Here is a 20,991-nt window from a genome sequence, read left to right on the forward strand (position 1 = left end):
GAGCTTGTGCGTGGAATACCTCGTGCGCCACACCCCCGCCCTCTCCAGCGAGCAACATGAGGCTGATCGGGTGACGATGGAAGTAGCCGGATGTGACGACGCTGCTCCGAGAAGGAGGCAGGTGCCATGACAGCTCCTTCACATTCCTCTGGTCCCGTTTCCCCACACGGCACCGAGTCGCAAGAGGGCCCCCTGACCGAAGGCATGGCCGCACTGGCGAACCTGGGCTGGCAGTTCCTGCTCACCATGGGCCTCGCCACCATCGCCCTGGGCGTTGTCGCGCTGGTGTGGCCCGGTGCGACGCTTCGCGTCGTCGGCGTGCTCTTCGGGGTCTATCTCCTTGCCACCGGTGTCTTCCAACTTGCCGCCGCCTTCGGCGCCCACGTCCCCCGGCATCTTCGCGTACTGCACTTCATCACCGGCGCGGCCTCCATCCTGCTGGGACTGATCTGCTTCAGGGGCACCCTCGAGTCGGTCTTTCTGCTCGCCCTGTGGATCGGCTTCAGCTGGCTCATGCGGGGCACCCTGGAGACGGTTGCCGCGGCCTCGGATCAGGCCATGCCGGGGCGCGGCTGGCACGTGGCCTTCGGCATCATCGGCACCATGGCCGGCATCGTGATGATCATCATGCCGTTCGCATCCATCGCGACACTCACACTGGTGGTGGGCGTCATGGCCATAGTTCTGGGCCTGACCGAGGTGGTCCGCGCCATCAGGACACGCGTCGAGATCGGCCATCTCGCTCCCGGCACGGCCACCCAGCGGCGCCCTCTGTTCCACGCACGTGCGCACCCCCAGCACTGAGGGGGCGTTCTCGGGTATCGGCTCATCAGGGCCGTACTCACGTACCGCCCGAGTCAGAGGAGTGGAGAAGTTACGAGTACCGCGTCGAACACTTCCCCGTCTCGGCCACGAAAAGCGCGAACAGCGTATGAACGGCTCGAGTGACACGGGCAGGCTCGGCGGGTATGCGTCTGTCGGGTCTGCCTTGTGAGGGCGGATCACCGACTGCGTCGGCCGTAGAAGCCCGACCGGCCGGAAATGCCGAGTCGCACGGCGGACGGATGCGGGATTCCGGCGGATCAGGCAGATGGTGTCCGAGGCACGGGGGAGTGGGGAGACACGGTCGTGCCCGTCGAGTGCGGCCCCTTCACCGGCGGACGGCGGAGGGCTTGCCGGTGCGGCAGGCGGGTGACGGTGCTGAACCGTGCTGCTCGGCGGCGCAAATGCCGGTGGCCGGGAGCGGGTTCGGGGCGACCCCGTGGACCCGTGGTCCGGTAGAAGATCCGTTTGCCGAGCTCGACGAGGAGCAGGTAGACGACGACCATGGTGGCTACCGCGGCGAAGAAGGCGGTCGGTAGGGGCTGGAAGCCGAGGACGTGGGCCAGGGGAGTGGCCGGCAGGGCGGCGCCGAGCGCGACGACTCCCAGCGCGGTCAGCGTCAGAGGCAGGCTGGGGCGACTGCGCCAGAACGGAATGCGGCGGGTGCGGATGGCGAAGATCACCAGGGTCTGCGTGGCGAGGGACTCCACGAACCAGCCGGTGTGGAACTGGGCGGCGTCGGCGTGGAAGACGCCCAGCATCACGGCGAAAGTGACGAAGTCGAACAGCGAACTGATCGGCCCGAAACAGATCATGAACCGCCGGATGAAGGCAATGTCCCAGTGCGCGGGCCGCCGCACCTGCTCCTCGTCGACCTCGTCGGTGGGGATGGCGAGCTGACTGGTGTCGTACAACAGGTTGTTGAGCAGGATCTGGGACGGCAGCATCGGCAGGAAGGGCAGGAACAGCGAGGCTCCGGCCGCACTGAACATGTTGCCGAAATTGCTGGACGTGCCCATCAGGACGTACTTGATCGTGTTGGCGAAGATGCGTCGCCCCTCGGCGACCCCGTCCGCCAGAACCCCGAGGTCCTTCTCCAGCAGGATCACGTCGGCCGCGTCCTTGGCCACGTCGGTGGCCGAATCCACCGAGATGCCCACGTCGGCGGCGTGCAGCGCGAGCGCGTCGTTGACGCCGTCGCCGAGGAAGGCGACGTCGCCACCGGTCTTCCGCTGGATCCGCACGATGCGCGCCTTGTGCTCGGGGCTGACCCGGGCGAATACGGTGGTGTCGCGTATGGCTTCGGTGAGCCGCTCGTCGTCCATGGCGTCCAGGTCGGTCCCGATCAGCACGGCGGCGTCGGTCAGCCCCAGGTCCTGGCAGACCTTGGCGGCGACCGTGGGGTGGTCCCCGGTGACGATCTTCGTTGTGATGCCGAGCGCGTCCAGCTGCCCCAGAGCCTCGGCCGCGTCGGGTTTGGGCGGGTCGCGGAAGACCAGCAGGCCGGCCAGGCGGAGGCCCCGCTCGTCGGCGGCACTGAGTGCGGTGGCCGGGTGGGCGGACCGGGTCGCCACCGCGACCACCCGGTTCCCGGCGGCGAACTCCGCGTCCAGCGCCTCGCGGACCGGCTCGGGGACCTCCGCACAGCGTTCCAGTACCGTCTCAGGAGCGCCCTTCGTGATGAGCAGGGTGTCACCGGCGGGATCGGTGACGGTGACGGAGACCATGCGCCGCTCGTGGTCGAAGGGCAGGACGTCGGCCCGCTTCCAGCCGCTGAGCACCGGGCGCTGGGCGGCGGCGGCCGGTGAGTCCCACAGGGCGTCGTCGAGCGGGTTTCCGCCCACGGCCCGGCCCTGGTCGTCCACGTCCGTCTCGGTGCACAGCAGGCCGAGGCGCAGCACCTCCTGCGTCGACGTACCGGGGACGGGTACGGCCCGCATGAAGTCGATGCGGCCCTGGGTGAGGGTTCCGGTCTTGTCGGTGAACAGCACATCGACGTCGCCAAGGTCCTCGATACACACCAGCCGTTTGACCAGTACCTTGCGCCGGCTCATCCGCCGGGAGCCGGCGGCCAGGCTGGTGGAGACGACCGCGGGCAGCAGTTGCGGGGTGATGCCGACCGCGATGGCTAGGGAGAACAGCAGGGCGTCGATCAGCGGCTTGTGCAGCGCGACGTTGATGATGAAGATCGACGTGGTCAGTGCCCCGGCGACGTAGACCAGGAGCATGGAGAAGCGGCGCAGGCCCACCTGGAACTCGGTCTCCAGCTGGTGTCCGCTCAGGCCGGCGGCGATCTTCCCGAACTCGGCTTCGGCACCGGTGGCGACCACGACACCGCGGCCGCTTCCAGCGTGCACCACCGTGCCCATCAGGGCGCAGCCGGACAGGTCCGCCAGCGCCGTGCCGGCCGGCACGGCAGCGGTGTCCTTCGCGACCGGCAACGACTCGCCAGTCAGCACCGACTCGCTGCACTCGAGCCCGGCTGCCTGAAGCAGCCGTAGGTCCGCGGGCACGATGTCGCCGAGCCGCAGCTCGACCACATCACCGGGGACCAGGGTGGTGACCTCCACCTCCTGTGGTCGCCCGTCGCGCAGTACGACCGCGCGGTGCCGGATCTTCGCGTGCAGCGACTGGGCGGTCTTCTCCGCCCGGAACTCGTTGACGAAACCCAGGCCGGCGGAGAGCGCGACGATCACCGCGATGATCACGGCGTCGCTGCGCTCCCCGACGAAGTACGACACGACGGCTGCGGCCAGCAGCAGGCCGAGCAGGGGGGACCGCAGCTGATGCCACAGCACCAGCCACGCCCGAGCTCGGTGGGAGTGGACGGCGTTCGGGCCCCAGCGCTTCAGCCGTCGTGCTGCCTCCTCCGACGACAGGCCCCCTTCCGGCACCTGGAGATCACGGAGCACCTGCGCGGTGGGCAGGGAGGCCGCCGAGACGGCACGCCCCCCGGCCATCGCCCTCGCCCCGAAAGTGGTCACCATCAGCGCCCACCGCCTGGGCGTGTGCCCTCCCGCACAGGGAAACGCACACAGCTGGATGAACGTCCGGCAGTGCTGAGCCGACGGGAGGACGGGCGCGCGCACGGATCATCTGGCAGTAACCTCACCATCCCACCTTCCACCCTTCGCCGGGCACACCCTCATGGGCCTTCTGGCCCTGTCTCCGGGACCTGCTGCGCACCGCGCGGCGTGCTCCGGTCAGTCGGTGTGACGGCGATGAGACCGCCCGACGAGTGAGGCAGCCCGCTGGACGACGGCCCATCCCAGCGGTCGCCATCCGGTGGGCGCGACGCCCGGCCGATGGCGGGGAACCCATACCCGCAGCGTCCGGGGACTGATCCGGCACCGCACGGGAGTCGGCAGGGTGACGGCTTCGCCGTCGAGCCCGACGGGGACGACCGGGGGGTCGGCGTGGATGACGACGTCGTCGGGTGTCGCCAGCCGGGTCAGTCCGTGTATCTGCCCGCTTTGCAGCCTGGAAGCTGTTTCGGCGGGTGTCTCCGCCCTGGCGGCCAGTACTCCCAGGAGTCCGGAGTCGAGCTGCGCACGCCTGTCGAGCCCGGCCGGGTCGTCGAGTTGGTAGGGGTTGTTGCTCACCAGCACGGCATCCGGCCGGTCCACGGTGAGCAGCCCTGTGCGTACCACCAGCTCCGGCCCCTGGTGGCGGGCCAGGAATTCCGGGAGGATCCGTACCATCGTGCCGATCTTGTCCTCCCGGTAGGCCGGGTCCTGCACCAGGGCGGCATACGCGCCGAACGACACGTTGTTGACGAATGCCCGCTCGCCTGCGTACCCGAGATCCACGCGCAGCTCGACGCCGTCCCTGAGGGCCTCCAGCGCGGCCGAAGGGTCGTCGCGGTCCAGGCCGAGATCCATCGCGAAGTGGTTGCGGGTACCCGCCGGAATGACCACGAAGGGCAGGCCGCTCGCTGCGGCCACCTCGGCCACAAGTGCCTGTGTGCCGTCTCCGCCGGCCACCCCGAGCAGATCCGCACCGTCATCCACGGCGCGTCGCGCGACAGTCGCCAGGTCCTGGGGCAGGCAATGATCGATCACGAGAACCTGAGCCCCGAACGCACGGGCTCGTTCCGCGATCCGGAACCGGCTTGCTTTCCCCCCGCCCGAACGAGGATTCACGATCAGACAGGGCCGTCGCGCGCCGGTCGCAGGTCGCGACGCGCTCTCGGTCACGGCACGTACCGACAAGCCGCATGCATCGGCCCGGCGCACATCAAGAGCGACAACAGGACTGCCGCGATCACACCAGCAGCTGGCGGCGTCGGCCCCCACCGGGCCGACGCTCCGGCGATCGCACGTGTGGCCACCGCCACCATGACACTCCTTCGACAGTTGCGGCCTACAGACCCAGCTTGCAGCGCAGCCTGAGCATCCGCACCTGGGACGTACCTGGTCGACCCGCCACCGCCGTTAAGATCCACCGTGCACGGACCGGTCCCCGCAACGCGTCCACCATCGCCGCCGGGCCCACGCCTCTCCCCATGCTGCGTGCCCCGGGGTCGGAAGGCGCACGGATCAGGATGTGGCGATTTTCGCCAGCCGCCAAAGCCGGTCACGGCCGCCCCGGCGGCGATCCATGGGGGAGGGCCGAGGCATCCGCTGGTTGTGTCCGCCTACTCCCATGTCGGTTGGCGGCGACTTGACGCAGCCCGTGTCAGAGGCCGGCACGTGCGACAACGCAGGGAGGTCACGTCTCTCCGGGTGAGGAGCCCTCCTCGTTTCCCGAGACTGCGGCTGGGCACCCAGTGCCCATGGCGACGCGTCCGGTTCCGGTGCGAACCATCCTCGCCGCAATCGGTCTGGTGCTCGCCACCTACGTCGTACTCGAGTTGGTGGTGCAGGCTCGCCGGGTCTTGATCTGGGCGGTCATCGCATCGTTCCTGGCCGTCTCCCTTCACCCCGCGGTCGAGGCGCTGCAGCGACGGGTGCCGCGGTGCCGACGGCCGGTGGCCACCTTCCTGGTCTTTCTGGCTGCGGCCGCCGCCGTTGGCGCGGTGGTCGCCCTCTTCGTCATCCCCCTGGCTCAGGAGGGAAGCCGGTTCGCCGGTCGTCTGCCCGTGATGATCAGGGACGCCCGGGCCGGCCGCGGGACAGTCGGTAACCTGCTGGAGCGGATCCACGCTCTGCGGAATGTCCAGCGGCATCAGTCGCAGATTCGCGCGTTCGCCACCGGGCTGAGCAGGCCTACCTTGAATCCGTGACCGACCTCATTCCCTTGGTGGGGGCCACCATAGGGGCTGTCGTCGCCTCCTCAGTGACGTTCGTTCATTCCTTGCCGGCCGGCATCGGAGCAATCGTCTTCTTCATCGCTATCAGCAGGCCGAAAACCACCTCCTGCAACCGGTCATCCTGTCTCGAACGGTCAAACTCAACCCCCTCACCGTGCTGCTGGCCATCCTGATCGCCGCCGAAGTCGCCGGGATACTCGGTGCCCTGCTGGCGATTCCCGTCACCGGCATCATCCAAGTCGTCCTCGGTGACATCTGGGCTCACCGCGGCGGCCGGCGGCTGGGGCTGCCGATGCGGGCAGACAACAGCCACGAGAACGCCGACCGGTCCGACGCCGCCGAATGACCGCCGTATGAAATCCGGCCGCCATAAGGCAGCAAGGGAGCTCTCCCAGGTCGGAGACCCCGGCCTTCGCCATCGGATGATGGGCTGCTTTCTCGGCAACGGACTTGGCGACTCCCACAGCCCCTCCGGAACCATCCTTTGCCGCAGTCCCTCCCCATGACCTCGCCAACGACCAACTGGGCAGGCAGGAATGGCGCAAAGGAAGGAGCCGAGGCAGCTACGGCGAGGTGGGCAGGTGCGGGGAGCGGAGTACGAGCAGGGTGATCTCGCCGGGGGCGAAGACGCGGAACGGCGGGGCCCCAGAAGCCGGTGCCGCGGCTGGTGTAGAGGAGGGTGCGGGTGCCGTGGTGGCTGAGGCCGGCGAGGGCGGGCTGGTCGATGCGGACCAGGCGGTGGAAGAGCCATATCCGGCCGCCGTGGGTGTGCCCGGAGAGTTGGAGGCCGATGCCGCCGGCCGCCGCCTGGCCGACGAACTCGTCAGGTGCTGCTGGGCGGTAACACTCCTACCTCTCCAGGTACCTGGTGTTCCGTCAGGCAAGTCAGCGTTTCGTCAGCAGCGGTCCTGGCGCATTCCGCGAAGAGTGTCCGAGTAGGTGCATGGTCGGCGACGTCACAACAACCTGGTTCGCGCGGAAGCCCAGATAGGGAGCCTGCTCGCCAGAGTGAAGCGATGTTCCTGACAATCATCGACTCCGACGCGTGCCGGTGTACAGTGAAGACCGCCCTTGACCTGCACAAAGCAGGCAGGGAGCCGTCTTCCAGGAGTCCAAAGTGCTGCGTACTCTGTTCAAGTCCAAGATCTAGCATTTGGACGTCTGCGCAGGTCAGGGGCATGATGGGGGCCCCTCAGGTCAGCAAAAGGTCAGCATGCGTCGCAGCCCTGTCTCCGCTTGCTGACCTTCCGCTTCTGTGCAGCGCCTGTGCATGATCGCTTGCTCCCGCTCGGAAGGTTCGACACGTGGCCCGACAGCTCGCCCGCGGCATGGGGTCCTTCTTCAAGGACTGCGACTGCGCCAAGCCGACCCGTTGCCCACACCCGTACACGATTCGGTTCAGGGACGCGCTGGGCAAGCAGCGCGAGGAGGCCGGTTATGGCACGCAGGACGACGCGATCGAGCGCCTCACGCAGATCTACGCTGAGAAGAGGAACACTGCGCCATCCGTCGCGCAGGCCCGTCGTGAGCTGGGCCAGCAGACGGTCGAGGAATACGCGAAGCAGTGGCGCCCTAGACAGCGCAAAATGACGGAGTACTCCACGGGCGAGCACGTCGACAGTTCGATCAATGTGCACATCGTTCCTCGGCTCGGTTCGCGAAAACTGAACTCAGTTACGCCGATCGTGGTCGAGCGCTTCCTGGAGGAACTGGAGACCGACGGGGTGGGGCGCGGAAATCAGGTGAACATATTCCGCACCCTCAAGGCCATCTTGCGAGACGCTTATATCAAAGGGGCCATGGCAGATGACCCTGTGAAAGGCGTCCAGGAGCCCGAGTACGTCCGTGAGAAGGTGGTCATACCCTCCCTCGCCTACGTTAAGAAGGCTCTGACTGTCGCCGACGACGACCTTGCGCTTGAGATTGTCATGATGGTGGGCTGCGGCCTGCGCAACGGCGAGGCCCGCGCCGTGAACGTCAACAACGTCGTGGCGGACGACGTCTATAGGGTTCACGAGCAGATCCACTCCAACACGCACAAGCCGGCCAAGCTGAAGCACCGCAAGGCAGGTGAGTTCAGGGAGGTTCCGCTGCCTCGCTCAGTGCGGGAGGCGATGGAGCGGTACGAGGAGAAGAACGGAGCCACGAAGGACGGTTACCTGTTGCGCGGCCCCAGCGGCTTTTACACGGAGCCGATGGAACGTCGGCGTGTTCAGAAGCTGTTCAAGGAGCTCCCTGCAGCGGAGGGTGTGGGGATGTATGGCTTCCGGCACTACTTCGCCTCGAACGCCCTCGGAAGCGGAATACCGATCACCGACGTGGCGGAGTGGATGGGTCACAAGTCGATCGAGGAGACGTACCGCACGTACCGGCATTTGATGCCAGGAAGTATCACAAAGGCAGCGCGCATCCTGGATGCAGGGCTGTGGGACGCCGCGTGATGCACTCTCAGAGCTCGTAACACGATCTTGTTGAGGAGTGCTGGTCGGGCGTGACCGGTGTGACCATTCGGCCGTTCGGGAGGGTGTGAGTGTTCGGCCGTGGATCGTGGACGATGACCTGTGGGCGTTGATCGAGCCGTTGCTGCCGCCCTGGCCGGAGAAGGCGCCTGGTCCGAAGCCGGTGGACGACCGGCTGTGCCTGCAGGGCATCCTGTACGTGCTCTACAACGACATCAGCTGGCAATTGCTCCCGCTGGAGCTGGGGTTCGGCTCCGGCCAGACCTGCTGGCGTCGGTTGGGCCGGTGGCACGAGGCCGGTGTCTTCGACCAGTTGCACCGCATCCTGCTTGCCGAGTTGCACGCGGCCGGCGAGCTGGACTGGTCCCGGGCCTGCGTGGATGCCTCCCACATCCGCGCGAAAAAGGGGGCGAAGGTACCGGGCCGTCACCGGTCGACCGCGGGAAGACCGGCAGTAAGCACCACCTGATCTGCGACGGCAACGGCACACCGTTCAAGGTCATCACCACCGCCGCCAACGTCAACGACGTCACCCAGACCCTGGCCCTCGTCGACGGCATCCCGCCCGTAGCCGGCAGACCCGGCCGCCCGCGCCGCCGGCCCGACGCCCTCCTCGGTGACAAGGGATACGACTCCGACCCCAACCGGCGAGAGCTGCGCAAGCGCCGGATCCTACCGGTGATCTCCCGCAGAGGGGCTCCCAACATCAAGGACCTGGGCAAGCTCCGCTACGTCGTCGAGCAGACCTTCTCACTCCTGCACCACTTCAAGCGCCTGGCCGTCCGTCGGGAACGACGCCTCGACCTGCACGACGCCCTCGTCTCACTCGCCTGCGGCCTCATCTGCTGGAGACGCCTCAAGAAGACGCGGCCGTGATCGTGTTACGAGCTCTCAAGGCCATTCTCCGTGACGCTTACGGAAAGGGCGCCATGGCGGATGATCCTGTCAAGGGCGTTCAGGAGCCGGAATACGTACGTGAGTTGGTGGTCATCCCCTCTCTCGACTACGTGAAGAAGGCGCTGACGGTCGCCGATGATGATCTCGCGCTCGAGATCATTATGATGGCAGGCTGTGGCTTGCGTAACGGCGAGGCTCGGGCGGTGAACGTGAACAACCTCGTTGCGGACGACGTATACCGCGTGCACGAGCAGATTCACTCCAACACGCACAAGCCAGCAAAGCTGAAGCATCGCAAGGCGGGCGAGTTCAGGGAAGTTCCGCTACCGCGCTCGGTGCGGGAGGCGATGGAGCGCTACGCGGAGCAGCACGGAACCACAAAGGACGGTTACCTGCTGCGTGGCCCCAGCGGGTACTACACGGAGCCGATGGAGCGCCGGCGTGTGCAGCGGCTCTTCAAGAATCTTCCCGCGGAGGACGGTGTCGGAATGTATAGCTTCCGCCACTACTTCGCCTCGAACGCACTCGGGAACGGGATACCCATCACCGACGTAGCGGAATGGATGGGGCACAAATCCATCGAGGAGACGTACCGCACCTACCGGCATCTGATGCCGGGGAGCATTACCAAGGCTGCTCGAATCCTGGACGCTGGCCTCTGTGAAGCGGCTTAACCTCGATCTTTCGTGACGGTCTGCCAACGGAGTTGGCAGACCGTCACGAAAGATCGAGGTTAGTGGAAGGTGCGACCACCATCGACCGCGAGTGCCGCGCCTGTGACGTATGACGACTCAGAACTCGTCATGAAGAGGATTGCCTGCGCGATCTCCACAGGGTCTGCCATGCGCTTCAGGGCGTAGTTCGCGCTGTTTGCCCCGGAGCCAAGTCCCAGTGGCGTCTCGACCAGGCCTGGGCAGACACTGTTGACGCGGATCGCAGGTGCGAACTCGGCGGCGAGCGATCGAGTCAGAGCGACAACTCCGCCCTTTGATGCGGAGTAGGCGGAGAGATTGGGTGCATTGGAAAGGAGGCCCGCGCCGGAGCTGACGTTGACGATCGTGGCCGATTCCGCCTCTGACAGCCACGGCAAGCAGTTGCGGACGATGGTGTATGCGCCTATGAGGTTCACCTCGATGACACGCCGGAAGTCCTCAGTGCTCACGTCATGTGCAGAGCCGAGCAAATACACTCCCGCCACATTGACGATTCCGTCGATGCCGCCCATCGCGCTTGCGCCGTCCTGAACAGCCTGCGCAACAGCCGTCTCGTCAGTCACGTCGGCGCCGAAGGCATGGGCACCCGTGGCCTGCGAAGTTTTCTCCAGCCCAGCTACATCACGATCGAGCAAGGTGAGAGCCGCCCCCTCCGCGGCGAAGAGCTCCGCGGTAGCTCTGCCGATCCCGGATGCGGCTCCGGTGATCAGGACACGGCGGCCAGCCAGGCGCTTCAAGGGCGAAGACGAGGGTTGCGGCGAGCTGACAACTGTTTGATCCGACATCTTCCTACCTCTTCAGGGACTCTTCTCGCGGGAACGCGACTTATTTGCGTCATCGGCCCGGCGACGAACTCAGGCTGACAGTGCGTCGTCCGCGAACGGATCACTATCGCTGGCCCGCCTTGCCGTTCTTCGACTTTCCGGCCGCTACTGAGGGCGTATGGCGGCAATGCTGCCCCCGTCGACGACGATATCCGCTCCGGTGATGAAAGCCGCATCAGGGCTGCACAGGAACTGAATTGCTGCGGCTACGTCCGAAGGTTCACCATACCTGCCGAGCGGAGGAAGCGCGCTCGGTTTCCATCCGGAAGAACCCCTGCCTTCGAGACCTGTGGAAACCATTGGGGTGTTCGTGCGCCCAGGTGTCACAATGTTCACCGTGTACCCGAGGGGGGCGATATCAACAGCGAGCACCTTGAACGCGACGTTCAGCGCTGCCTTGCTTGCGGAGTAAGCGCCGTTTCCTGCCCTGGGATGCAGCGCTGCAATCGATGAGACTCCGACAATCCGGTACGGGTCTTCACTCGTCGCTGCAGCCGCCGTCGTGCGCTCCACGAAGACCTGAGAAGTCAGGATTGGCGCACGGACATGGACCGCGAAGTTCTCGTCCCAGGAATCGATGGGCAGCTCCTGCAGCTTTCCCGGTCGCAGTATTCCAGCGCAGTGGATCAACACGGACGCGTACGGAACAGCATCGAGCGCCGTATGAATAGCGGAGAGAGCGCCGTCGGTGGTGGCGAGGTCTCCTGCGACAGCATGCAGGGCGCTTCCCGAATCGATGGAGCTCATCGCTGATTCGATGGAGTCTTTGGTTCGGTCCAGCAGCGCGACTTCGTAGCCCAGCGCAGCGAACCGTCGGGTCACCTCCAGGCCTATGCCTGAGGCAGCGCCCGTGATGATGGCACCGCGACGGTTGGGCGTCTCCATTGTTTGGCTCCTTGTGGTGGTTGCGTCGATCAGGCAATGGTGAGGCACTGCGCAAAGTAAGCGGGCAACGGTTCGGCGCACCCCCGGGCTGTGGCCACAAGCACAGGTGACGCCATGGGTGTCAGTCGCCCAGCGCGGGCTACCACGACCTGGTAGGTAGCCCAGCGAACAGGAGAGCAGCCTGGCGGGTGGCCGAATCAGTGCACATGTGCCGTCAGTCGCTGTAGGGCAGGCTGCGGTCGGTCGTCAGATCCCAGACGACGGACTTCCGCCGCGTGTACATCGAGATCGAGGCGAAACCGTTCTCGAGGCCGTACCCACTCTGCTTTGTGCCACCGAAGGGAACCGTTGGGTGGAAGGCACGATAGGTGTTGATCCAGACAGTCCCGGCGACGAGGTTCTGGGCCAGATACTGGATCGACGCCGCGTCGTTGCCCCATACCTGCGCGCTGAGCCCGAACTGCGAGGAGTTCGCCCTCGTGAGCGCCTCGTCGATGTCGTGGTACGACAGCACGCTCGCCATGGGGCCGAACGCCTCCGTCATCGAGGCGGGGTTGTCGTCGGTGACGTCGGCCAGCACGGTGGGCTGGTAGAAGGCACCCGCCGCGAGGTCTCCCTGATCGGCAGGCGCGCCGCCCGCGAGGCAGGTGGCTCCGGCGGCCACGGCCTGCTGGACGAGGCCGTTGACCCGGTCGCGGTGGGGTCGGCTGATCAGCGTGCCCATCTGCGACGACTCCGAGGTCGGCAGGCCGACCCGGACCGCCTTGGCCCTGGTCGCGAGTTCCTCGCACACCCGCTCGTAGACGGAATCATGGACGAGGATCCGGGAACCGGCCACACAGCTCTGGCCGCTCTTCACGAAGTTCGAGTGGAGCACCGAGGGGATCGCGGTCGCCAGGTCGGCATCCGGGAGCAGGATCGCCGGGCTCTTGCCGCCGAGCTCCAGGATGACCGGGACAATGTTCCTCGCGGAGGAGCCGATGACGGAGCGGCCGGCACCCGGGCCGCCGGTGAAGGCGATCATGCCGATGCCCGGGTGCTCGGTCAGCATCGGCCCCACGATCTGACCCCTCCCTGTGACCACGTTGACGACCCCGGGAGGGATTCCGGCTTCGAGAGCCAGCTCGACGAACCGGTACGTCGACAGTGGCGCGATCTCGGGCGCCTTGAGGACGATGCAATTGCCGGCGATCAGAGCCGGAGCGGCCTTCATCACGATGAAGTTGGGGTTGCCGTTGTACGGACTGATGCCGGCGACGACGCCGAAGGGCTCGTTGACACCGTAGGCGAGTCGGCCGGGGATCTGAGCGTACGACGTCCCCTCGATCTTGTCCGCCATCCCCGCGTAGTACCGCAGCAGCCGCACCGCGGAATCGATGTCGCCGAGGACCTCGCTGCGCAGGTGACCGACATCCATCACCTCGATCGCGGCGAGTTCACCGCGATGGGCGACGATCCGGTCGGCCCATGCTCCGAGCAGCCGGCCCCGCTCCTCTGGGGCGAGGTGCCGCCAGGTGGAGGCGAAGACGGTATGCGCCTGAGCGACGATATCGTCCAGCTCCGCCGCCGACACCTCATGGGCCTCTGCGATCGTCTCGCCCGTGGCAGGATTTTCGATCGGCAGCACATTTCGGTCCTTCGGAATCACTACTCCCTCGGCCGATATATAACCCACTCGCTGAAGCGCCGCATTGTCTGCCATACGAGCTGAACTCCTAACTTCTTCAATCATTCTCCAGAGGGCTGCGAACCCGGCGCCCGCGGACCGCGCTCGAGCGCCGGGTTGCCTGTCCGTGCGATGCGCGGCGGGCGTTAGCGGATCCCTCCCGCTCGCCCCTGAGCTGAGTTTCGGATGGGGGCGCCGGCCGCTACGCACGACGCCCGCTCCTTCGACCGGATCCGGATGCTGGACAGGCTTTTTTATGGCCTGTCCAGCCCAGGGCCGTAAGCGCGGTCACGCTTGCGTGTCCTGGGGGTTCCGTGCGCTGATCGTGACAGGTGTTTCGTGCTCGTCGGTGAGCGTAGCCAGGTTGACTCCCGTCCGATCGGTGACCGTGACCACGGCGATCACTGACACCACATTGACGGCGAGGGCAAGCCACATGAGGGACTGGGTTCCGCCGGCGTCGACCAATGCCGTTGCGATCAGAGGGGCGGGGGCTGCGAACACCAGATTGGCCAACGTGAACGCGAGGGCACTGCCGGAGAAGCGGGACTGGGTGGGAAATGTTTCCGCGAAGAGTGCGGGCTGCCCGCCGGCGAGGAACTGGATCGAGCTCAGTGCCAGCGTGATGGCCACTGTGATGGGGAGGAGCGACCCGCTCAGTGCGAAGACGAAGAACATCGTCACGCCGACTGTGCAGCCTATGAGCCCGAAGAAAATCGCCCGCTTGCGGCCGATCCGGTCGCTGACCATCCCGCCAACGATGCATGCCGGGACCGAGATGGCGTTCGCGATGACGAGGATAGCGAACGTGTCGTTGCTCGCGATTCCACCCTGTCGCGTCAGGAGAGTCAGGCCGTACACCACGATCAGATAGAAACTGAGAGTGGGGCCTCCCCAAAAGAGTGCCAGCTGGATGATCTCGCGCGGTTGCGTCAGCAGGACGCGGATACCCATCCCGTGGGGCTTGGCACTCGCGTGCTCCGTCTCATCCTTGTCCTCCTTGGCCACGAACGCGGGGGTTTCCGCCAGCTTGGTACGGATATAGGCGGCGACGGCGACGATCGCGAGGCTGGACAGAAACGGTATCCGCCATCCCCACGAGGACCATTGCTGCTCGCTCAGTTCGGTGGTCAACACGGCCAGCAACAGGTTCGCGGCAACCTGGCTGATAGGTGATCCTATGGCCACGAAGGAACTCATCACGCCACGCCGGTTACGGTTCGCGTGCTCTATCACCATGAGTTCGTTGCCGGTGTGTTCGCCACCGAGGGAGAAGCCCTGCACGAAGCGCAGAGCGACCAGAATGCTCGCGACGGCGACACCCTTACCGGTGGGGAGCAGTCCGATGATGATGGACGCGGTGCCCATCATGGCCAGCGTGATGTAGAGCATCGGCCGTCGGCCGAACCGGTCACCGAGGTGTCCGAAGAGGATGGCGCCGGCGGGGCGGGCGACGAATCCCACACCGAAAGTCGCGAAGGAGGCCAGCAGGGCACCCGAATTCCCCAGACCGCTGAAGAACAGCTTGGGGAACAGGGAAGCGGAGAGCGCTCCATAGATGGCGAAGTCGAAGAACTCCAGTGTCGATCCGAAGCCGCCGCTCACGGCGGCCCACAACTGCATCCTGCTTGAACGTGCTACGGGAATCGAGGGGGATTCACCGGAAGACGACAAGGACATCATTGGCCTCCTGCTTCCTTGCATGAGCCGTACGGTTTCACCTATGGCGCCGGGCGTCCTGAGACGTGCTTTGGCCAACTGAGGTGGAGAGGAGGCGTCAGAACCATGAGGTCCTGGCCCCGAGATCACTATCACGGCGAGCAAACCGCGTCCTTATTTACGTACGGCGGGACGCTATTCTGAAAGCGGAAGGGTGTCAAGGGTCACAACCAACCCGATTTCATCAGTGTGCGACCACGGCTCACGGCGGCTGTTTGCCCAGCTCAGGGGGCTATTCGGGTCAGGAGGCCGATCTTCTTGACGGAAGCGGCACCCCGCAGACCTCCACGGGATGACCAGCCCGAGCCGGAAGCTCCCTGATGTGTCCTGCGGGCATGGTCACATGGTTGCTCTCCTCCGAGGCGGGCAGCCTCGGGCCCCGTCGGGATCGGCTCCCTGCGGGTCTCCCACACCTCCCAGGGCTCCGTCAAGTTCCGTGATTGCGTGGAGGGTTGGCGATCAGCCGGTAGGGCGGGTAGTAGAGCAGGCACGGGGGTTCGTGATCATTGTGGTGTCGAAGCCAGATGATCACGAGGATGTCCCGTGCCTGCTGTTGCATCTTCCCCTATCCCTGCCGTGCTGGAGAAACTGGGGCCGCTGGATGCGGACCGGATCGCTGACCTGCGCCCCTACCTTGAATCGGTTCCGGATCCGCGCTCACGCCGGGGCCGGTGGTACTCGCTGACGGCGATCTTGCTGGTGTGTGCCTGCGCGGCCGTCTGCGGCGCGAAGAGCATCGACGAGCTCGCCGAGTTCGGCGAGCGGGCCACGAACTCGCTGCTGGCATCCCTCGGGGTGCGCCGTCACCTGCTCGGCTGGCGGCGCAGCCCCAAGCCGGTCACTCTCGGACGCGTCCTTCAGGCACTTGACGGCGACGCCCTGGACCAGGCCGTGGGCGCCTACCTGGCCGACCGGCACCGCATCACCGCGTCCGCGGACGTGCCCGAGGCCCGATCGCGGCAGGCTGTCGCCGTGGACGGCAAGGCCCTCAAGGGCTCAGCCCGCCTGGCCGCGCCGCGCCGTCACCTGCTCTCGGCGGTCACCCACGACCATGTCGCCACGATTGCCCAGGTCGAAGTCGGTGCAAAGACCAACGAAGTGCGCCACTTCAAGCCTCTGCTGGCGCCACTCGACCTCGCCGACACCGTCGTCACCTTCGATGCCCTCCACTCGGTGAAGGCCAACATCACCTGGCTGGTCGAGACGAAGAAGGCCCACTACATCGCCGTCATCAAGACCAACCAGCCCACCGCCTACGCCCAGCTCGCCGCCCTGCCCTGGACCTCGATCAAGGTCCAGCACACCGCCTCCGCCACCGCCCACGGCCGCCGCGAGTCCCGCTCGATCAAGACCTGCGCTATCGCCGACAACCTCGGCGGCATCGCTTTCCCCCACGCCCACCTCGCCATCCGGGTCCACCGCCGCCGCAAGCCCACCGGCCGGCCCGAAACCCGCGAGAACGTCTACGCGGTCACCAGCCTCGCCGCCCATCAAACCTGCCCCGCCGACCTCGCCGCCGCCCTTCGCGGGCACTGGGGAATCGAAAATTCCTCCCACTACATCCGAGATGTCACGTTCGCTGAGGACGCCTCGACCATTCACGCCGGCACCGCACCCCGCGCCATGGCCACCATCCGCAACCTCGCCATCGGCACCCTGAAGATCCTCGGAGCCGACAACATCGCCAAAACCACCTGCGCCATCCGCCACGAGCCCGAACGAGCACTCGCCGTCCTGGGCATCACCAACAACCCGGACACTCACGGAACTTGATCAGGCCCTGCGCACCTCCCGCCCGGCCGTCTTTCCGACCCGTTCCGCTTGAGCCATGAGAGCCGGTCTGGCCCCGCTGTATGGCGGCAGGTCCGGACCCGAGGTTTTTCAGTGATCTCCTACGCGACAGTCTTGCCCGCCACATCGATTCGACATACGGTACCTGTGTTCAGATTAACGGATGAAGAGGGTGTCTGCCCTTACTTCCCCAACGAAGGAGTTGCGGCGTATGACCGTCCTTGTGACAGGTGTGGGCTTTCTTGGCGGGTACGTCGTTCGTGATCTGGTCGCTGCCGGGGAGAAGGCGGTCCTGTTCGGGTACCTGGGCGGTAACGGTGACCCCCGCGGTGAGCTGCCCGAGCTCGATTACATCGACCACCTCGTGGGCGGCGACCTCCGCGACAAGGTGGAGGTAGTGGTCGGCGACGTCTGCGACCTCAACGCGTTGGTCGCGGCCGCCGAGAAGCACCACGTCGACTCGATCGCCCACTTCGCGACCATGCTGGGGGGCAGCGCCAAGGACAGGCCCTGGCTCTCGACGAACATCAACGTGATGGGCACGGCGAACGCCTTCGAAGCGGCCGCCCGGCTCGGGATGCGGAAGGTTGTGTGGACCAGCAGCGTCAACATCTTCGGTCCCCGTTCGGTCCAGCCCTCCGGGATGGTGGACGACTCGAGCGCCCCCGACCCCCAGGGCGTCTACGGGGCAGCGAAGCTGATGGATGAGAAGCTCGCGCTCGGCTACGCGGAGAAGTTCGGGCTGAACATCACCGGCGTGCGTCCCACCCGGGTCTACGGCTTCGGCGAGCACGTCAAGTTGACGAGGGGCGGTGGAAGCGCCTGGCTGAACAACCTGCTCTACCGACCCGCGATCGGCGAAGGCCCGGTCGTGGTGCCCTTCGGCCGCAGGTCCCTGGACTTCCTCTACGTGGAGGACGTCTCCGCCGGCCTCCTCAAGGCCCTCCGCTACGACGAACCGAACGGTGCCGACAGTTACCTCATCAGTGGCGACTACCGGCCGATCTCCGAGGCCTACGACTTCGTACGGCGACTGCTCCCGGGTGCGGACATCATGCTCAGCCAGGAAGACCTGGACCCGTCCCAGGGCGCGACTTTGGGATTCACGATGCGTGGTGACTCCTCGAGGGCTTCGGCAACGTTCGGGTTCAAGCCGCGTCACAGCATGGAGGCCGGCGTCTACCGCACCGTCAACAGCAACCGGCTGATGGCGGGCCTCGAGCCCATCGAAGAGCCCGCAGAGGCTCACCTGGTCGCCTGAACGCGGACGTGGACCTCGCGGTCCACTGCGGCCACGCCGCCGCAAGGGCCACCCACTACACCGCGTCGTCGGCTGCCGGGGACGCGGCGGAGAAGAGCATCCTCGACGGCCTGTCCCCCAGCTCAACCGCACGCTGGGGATCGCCGGAATGCAGTACGCCGTCATGACTGAGGCGATCAGCTGCACGGGCAGGTGTGCAGGGCCCTCGAGGCACGGCCGTCACCGGCCACCCGCACGGACGCCCGGTACAGTCCGTCTGCCTCGTGGGCCGTCGACGCGGTTCGCGGAGTTGTCGTCTCCGACTTGACCGAGGACGCCATCCACGACGAGCGGGCGCTGCGTACAGCGGCGAAGGTCGCGCCGGTGCCCGACTCGCAGCTCGACCGGCGCACCGGACTCTCGCGGGGCCGGGGCCCGGTCGCGACTCACGACGAGTGGATCCTCGACGCAGTCGGCGACCGGGTGCGGGCAACGCGGACCTGATCCTGATCTGGGATTTCGGGCTACTGCTCGGGGGACGAACCCTGCAGGGTGTGGGCATGGGAACGGTGCCGCTTGCGATCGCCGTCGCCACCGCCTTCCCGCGGAGCGTATGCGTTCCGGGATCTCCTTGCTGCGGGTCACCACATCGGTCGGCGCCGGGCTTGATTGTCCCGTGACGGGCGTCATCGCTCAGATTCCGTGTCCCTCGAGCCATGTCCTGATCTTCAGCGGGGTGCGGGCGCGAGCACGGAGATGCACCCGGTCGGAAGGTCTTCAGATGACCACGACGCCGTTGCGCCGACGCATCGAAGCTATCGGTAGAGGTAGCCTGCGTCGGCTGAGGCACGGCGCACTGTCAGCGACACCACAACCATGCCCAGGCCGCCGGCGGTGACGAGCAGAAAGGCCGGGATGTAGGGGTTGCCCGTCGCGTCTATGAGCCAGGTGGCGAGGTAGGGGCCGCCGCCACCACCGATCACTGCACCGACGCTGTAAGCGAAGGCGACGCCGGTGTGGCGCACCCGGACGGGGAAGAACTCGGGCACTGTGGTGTGTGTGCCCGCCTGGCACAGCGCGTAGGGCGTCATGCTCAGCGCAAGCCCGAGGAGAGCCAGCCCGACGGACCCCTGGTTCATCAAGAGAAACGACGGCAGAACGAGCACGATGTAAGCCGCGTAGGACCACAACAGGAGTCGCTTGCCGCCGATCCGCGTGCCGAGCTGACCCGCGGCGATGATGAGGAAAGCTGCGAGGAGTACCGCCACGAGCACGATGGTCGATGATGAGGTCTCCGAGAAGCCGAGCATGCGACTGAGGTATACGGCGATGAACACCGCGCCGATGTATGTCCCGACGTTCTGCACGGTCGCGATCAGAACGCCCTTGGCAAGCGCGCCACGGTGGCTGCGGAACAGGTCCCGCACCGGCCCACGGGCATCGGTTCGGTCAGTGTTGTTCTCGAGGAATTCGGGACTGTCCTCGACGCGCAGCCGCAGGGCCAACACCGTGATGCCGAGCGGGATGACCAGGAGGAACGGGATGCGCCACCCCCAAGTCAGCATGACATCGCTCGGGACCAGGCTTGAGACGAGGGCGGTCATGCCCGCGGCGAGCGCCTTACCCACGTTGCCGGCGGCGGAAGCGAAGGAGATGTAGAACGCGCGGCGCGGCTTCGGAGCCCACTCGCGGATGTACGTCACGGCGCCGCCGAACTCTGCCCCGGTCGAGAAACCTTGCAGCAGACGCAGAAGGAGCAGCAGGGTCGGCGCCCAGGCCCCGATGTGGGCGTACCCGGGCAGAATACCGGTGAGCCCGGCGGACAAGCCCATGCAGGTGATACAGGCGACGAGGCTCGTCCGCCGGCCCACCCTGTCACCCAGCCGACCGAAGTAAAGTGCCCCGAGTGGTCGGACGACGAAGGACGAGCCGAAGATCAGGACCGTGTTCAGCAGCGCCACGATCGGGTCCTGGTCGGGAAAGAACACCGTTGCCAACGTAGCGGCCACGTACCCGTAGACGCTGAAGTCGTAGTACTCGACGAGAGTGCCGCAGACAGCGGCAGCGGTCGCCCTTTTCGCCCTTCTTTCATGGATCATGACGGGGGTTGTCTGATGTCCGAGACTGGTTTCGCTCATGGCAGCTCCTGCGCAACCAAGCAGATGGACAGGGCATCACTGTCGCGATAGCCGCATCAGGGCCCCCTTGGACGGCGTCAAAGGGGGATGACGAGGCACAGGCGACCGTGTGGATCGTGACGTGAAATAACGTGAGATAGCGCGAGGTGACGTGCGGCCGGCCCGGCCGAGACGGGGGTGCTCGCGCCAGCGGCTTGTCCCCCGCAAACCGTGTTCACACCGGGCTGATCGCCGAAAGGAAGGGCTGCGTCCCGACGCCCGGTTCCGCTTCATGCGCGCCAGCGGCGTGCGGAGACTGACCTTGATCGCCAAGGTCGTCATCAGGGGAAGATGACCAAGTGAATCGCCCTTGGCTCGCCGTCAGGTGATCAGTGCGCGGCTCTCACTGAAACTACGTAGGCCCGTCACCGTGGACCGAATTACGGGGGAGTCACGAAAGCACAGATGGAGCAGCCGACTGCTCACCCATGGTTCCTACGGCTCCGCCGAGTAATTCTCGCCGGTCGCTCGCCTCGCTCATGTTGTCTCCTGTGAGTGCTGGAGGCGGGGGTGCAGGTGGGTGCTCACGCCACACGCTGTTCGCACA

General features: G+C 66.2%; 16 protein-coding genes and 1 pseudogene. 9 read left to right on the forward strand and 8 right to left on the reverse strand.

What is annotated here, in order from left to right:
- Positions 1-126 precede the first annotated feature (126 nt).
- A complete protein-coding gene (locus ACWC2T_RS39275; RefSeq protein WP_450675113.1) occupies positions 127-804 on the forward strand; it encodes an HdeD family acid-resistance protein in 678 nt (225 codons plus the stop codon).
- 278 nt (positions 805-1,082) lie between these two features.
- Here ACWC2T_RS39275 and mgtA read toward each other — a convergent pair whose 3' ends face one another.
- Positions 1,083-3,809 (reverse strand): magnesium-translocating P-type ATPase, encoded by a 2,727-nt coding sequence (mgtA, locus tag ACWC2T_RS39280; protein WP_450675114.1) that lies wholly within the window; start codon positions 3,807-3,809, stop codon positions 1,083-1,085.
- 216 nt (positions 3,810-4,025) lie between these two features.
- Positions 4,026-5,117 (reverse strand): diacylglycerol/lipid kinase family protein, encoded by a 1,092-nt coding sequence (locus ACWC2T_RS39285; RefSeq protein ID WP_450675115.1) that lies wholly within the window; start codon positions 5,115-5,117, stop codon positions 4,026-4,028.
- Positions 5,118-5,596: 479 nt separating this feature from the next.
- Here ACWC2T_RS39285 and ACWC2T_RS39290 point away from each other — a divergent pair, with 479 nt between their 5' ends.
- Positions 5,597-6,046: an AI-2E family transporter gene (locus ACWC2T_RS39290; RefSeq protein WP_450675116.1), complete on the forward strand. Its 450-nt coding sequence runs from the start codon at positions 5,597-5,599 to the stop codon at positions 6,044-6,046.
- Between the two features lie 148 nt (positions 6,047-6,194).
- The gene (locus ACWC2T_RS39295) at positions 6,195-6,419 is read left to right on the forward strand and encodes an AI-2E family transporter (protein WP_450675136.1); all 225 of its coding nucleotides are present in this window, start codon (positions 6,195-6,197) and stop codon (positions 6,417-6,419) included.
- A gap of 217 nt (positions 6,420-6,636) precedes the next feature.
- On the opposite strand, the pseudogene ACWC2T_RS39300 reads toward ACWC2T_RS39295, so the two are convergent.
- Positions 6,637-6,895, reverse strand: a pseudogene (locus tag ACWC2T_RS39300) (metallophosphoesterase); the annotation flags it as partial.
- A gap of 506 nt (positions 6,896-7,401) precedes the next feature.
- On the opposite strand from ACWC2T_RS39300, the gene ACWC2T_RS39305 reads away from it, so the two are divergent.
- From ACWC2T_RS39305 to ACWC2T_RS39315, 3 genes are all read left to right on the forward strand, one after another.
- Entirely contained in the window at positions 7,402-8,514 is a 1,113-nt protein-coding gene (locus tag ACWC2T_RS39305) for a tyrosine-type recombinase/integrase (RefSeq protein WP_450675137.1), read from the forward strand.
- Positions 8,515-8,599: 85 nt separating this feature from the next.
- Positions 8,600-9,408 (forward strand): IS5 family transposase gene (locus ACWC2T_RS39310; protein WP_450675117.1). Its coding sequence is split into 2 segments (ribosomal slippage): positions 8,600-8,917 and positions 8,920-9,408, totalling 807 coding nucleotides; the frame shifts between segments, so codons are not numbered across the junction.
- Entirely contained in the window at positions 9,405-10,103 is a 699-nt protein-coding gene (locus ACWC2T_RS39315; RefSeq protein ID WP_450675118.1) for a tyrosine-type recombinase/integrase, read from the forward strand. Before ACWC2T_RS39310 ends, ACWC2T_RS39315 begins: the two co-directional genes overlap by 4 nt.
- A 59-nt stretch (positions 10,104-10,162) precedes the next feature.
- Here the strand turns inward: ACWC2T_RS39315 and ACWC2T_RS39320 are convergent, their stop codons facing one another.
- The 4 genes from ACWC2T_RS39320 to ACWC2T_RS39335 form a co-directional block, all read right to left on the reverse strand.
- Complete coding sequence (locus ACWC2T_RS39320; protein ID WP_450675119.1) at positions 10,163-10,879, reverse strand: SDR family NAD(P)-dependent oxidoreductase; 717 nt, start codon at positions 10,877-10,879, stop codon at positions 10,163-10,165.
- Positions 10,880-11,071: 192 nt separating this feature from the next.
- A complete protein-coding gene (locus tag ACWC2T_RS39325) occupies positions 11,072-11,851 on the reverse strand; it encodes an SDR family NAD(P)-dependent oxidoreductase (RefSeq protein WP_450675120.1) in 780 nt (259 codons plus the stop codon).
- A 214-nt stretch (positions 11,852-12,065) separates the two neighbouring features.
- Positions 12,066-13,478 (reverse strand): aldehyde dehydrogenase family protein, encoded by a 1,413-nt coding sequence (locus ACWC2T_RS39330; protein WP_450675121.1) that lies wholly within the window; start codon positions 13,476-13,478, stop codon positions 12,066-12,068.
- Positions 13,479-13,805: 327 nt separating this feature from the next.
- Positions 13,806-15,140, reverse strand: a complete 1,335-nt coding sequence (locus tag ACWC2T_RS39335; protein WP_450675122.1) for an MFS transporter — start codon at positions 15,138-15,140, stop codon at positions 13,806-13,808.
- A 672-nt stretch (positions 15,141-15,812) separates the two neighbouring features.
- Between ACWC2T_RS39335 and ACWC2T_RS39340 the strand changes: the two genes are divergently transcribed.
- The 3 genes from ACWC2T_RS39340 to ACWC2T_RS39350 all read left to right on the forward strand — a co-directional run bounded on the left by ACWC2T_RS39340 (position 15,813) and on the right by ACWC2T_RS39350 (position 18,771).
- Positions 15,813-17,009, forward strand: coding sequence for an ISAs1 family transposase (locus tag ACWC2T_RS39340; RefSeq protein ID WP_450675123.1), 1,197 nt, complete (start codon positions 15,813-15,815; stop codon positions 17,007-17,009).
- 229 nt (positions 17,010-17,238) lie between these two features.
- The gene (locus tag ACWC2T_RS39345) at positions 17,239-18,288 is read left to right on the forward strand and encodes an NAD-dependent epimerase/dehydratase family protein (RefSeq protein ID WP_450675124.1); all 1,050 of its coding nucleotides are present in this window, start codon (positions 17,239-17,241) and stop codon (positions 18,286-18,288) included.
- Between the two features lie 303 nt (positions 18,289-18,591).
- On the forward strand, positions 18,592-18,771 hold the full coding sequence (locus ACWC2T_RS39350) for a hypothetical protein (RefSeq protein WP_450675125.1): 180 nt from the start codon (positions 18,592-18,594) through the stop codon (positions 18,769-18,771).
- A gap of 311 nt (positions 18,772-19,082) precedes the next feature.
- On the opposite strand, the gene ACWC2T_RS39355 is transcribed toward ACWC2T_RS39350, so the two are convergent.
- Positions 19,083-20,405, reverse strand: coding sequence for an MFS transporter (locus ACWC2T_RS39355; RefSeq protein WP_450675126.1), 1,323 nt, complete (start codon positions 20,403-20,405; stop codon positions 19,083-19,085).
- Positions 20,406-20,991: the final 586 nt, after the last annotated feature.

The sequence above is a fragment of the Streptomyces sp. NPDC001393 genome, from assembly GCF_053597455.1.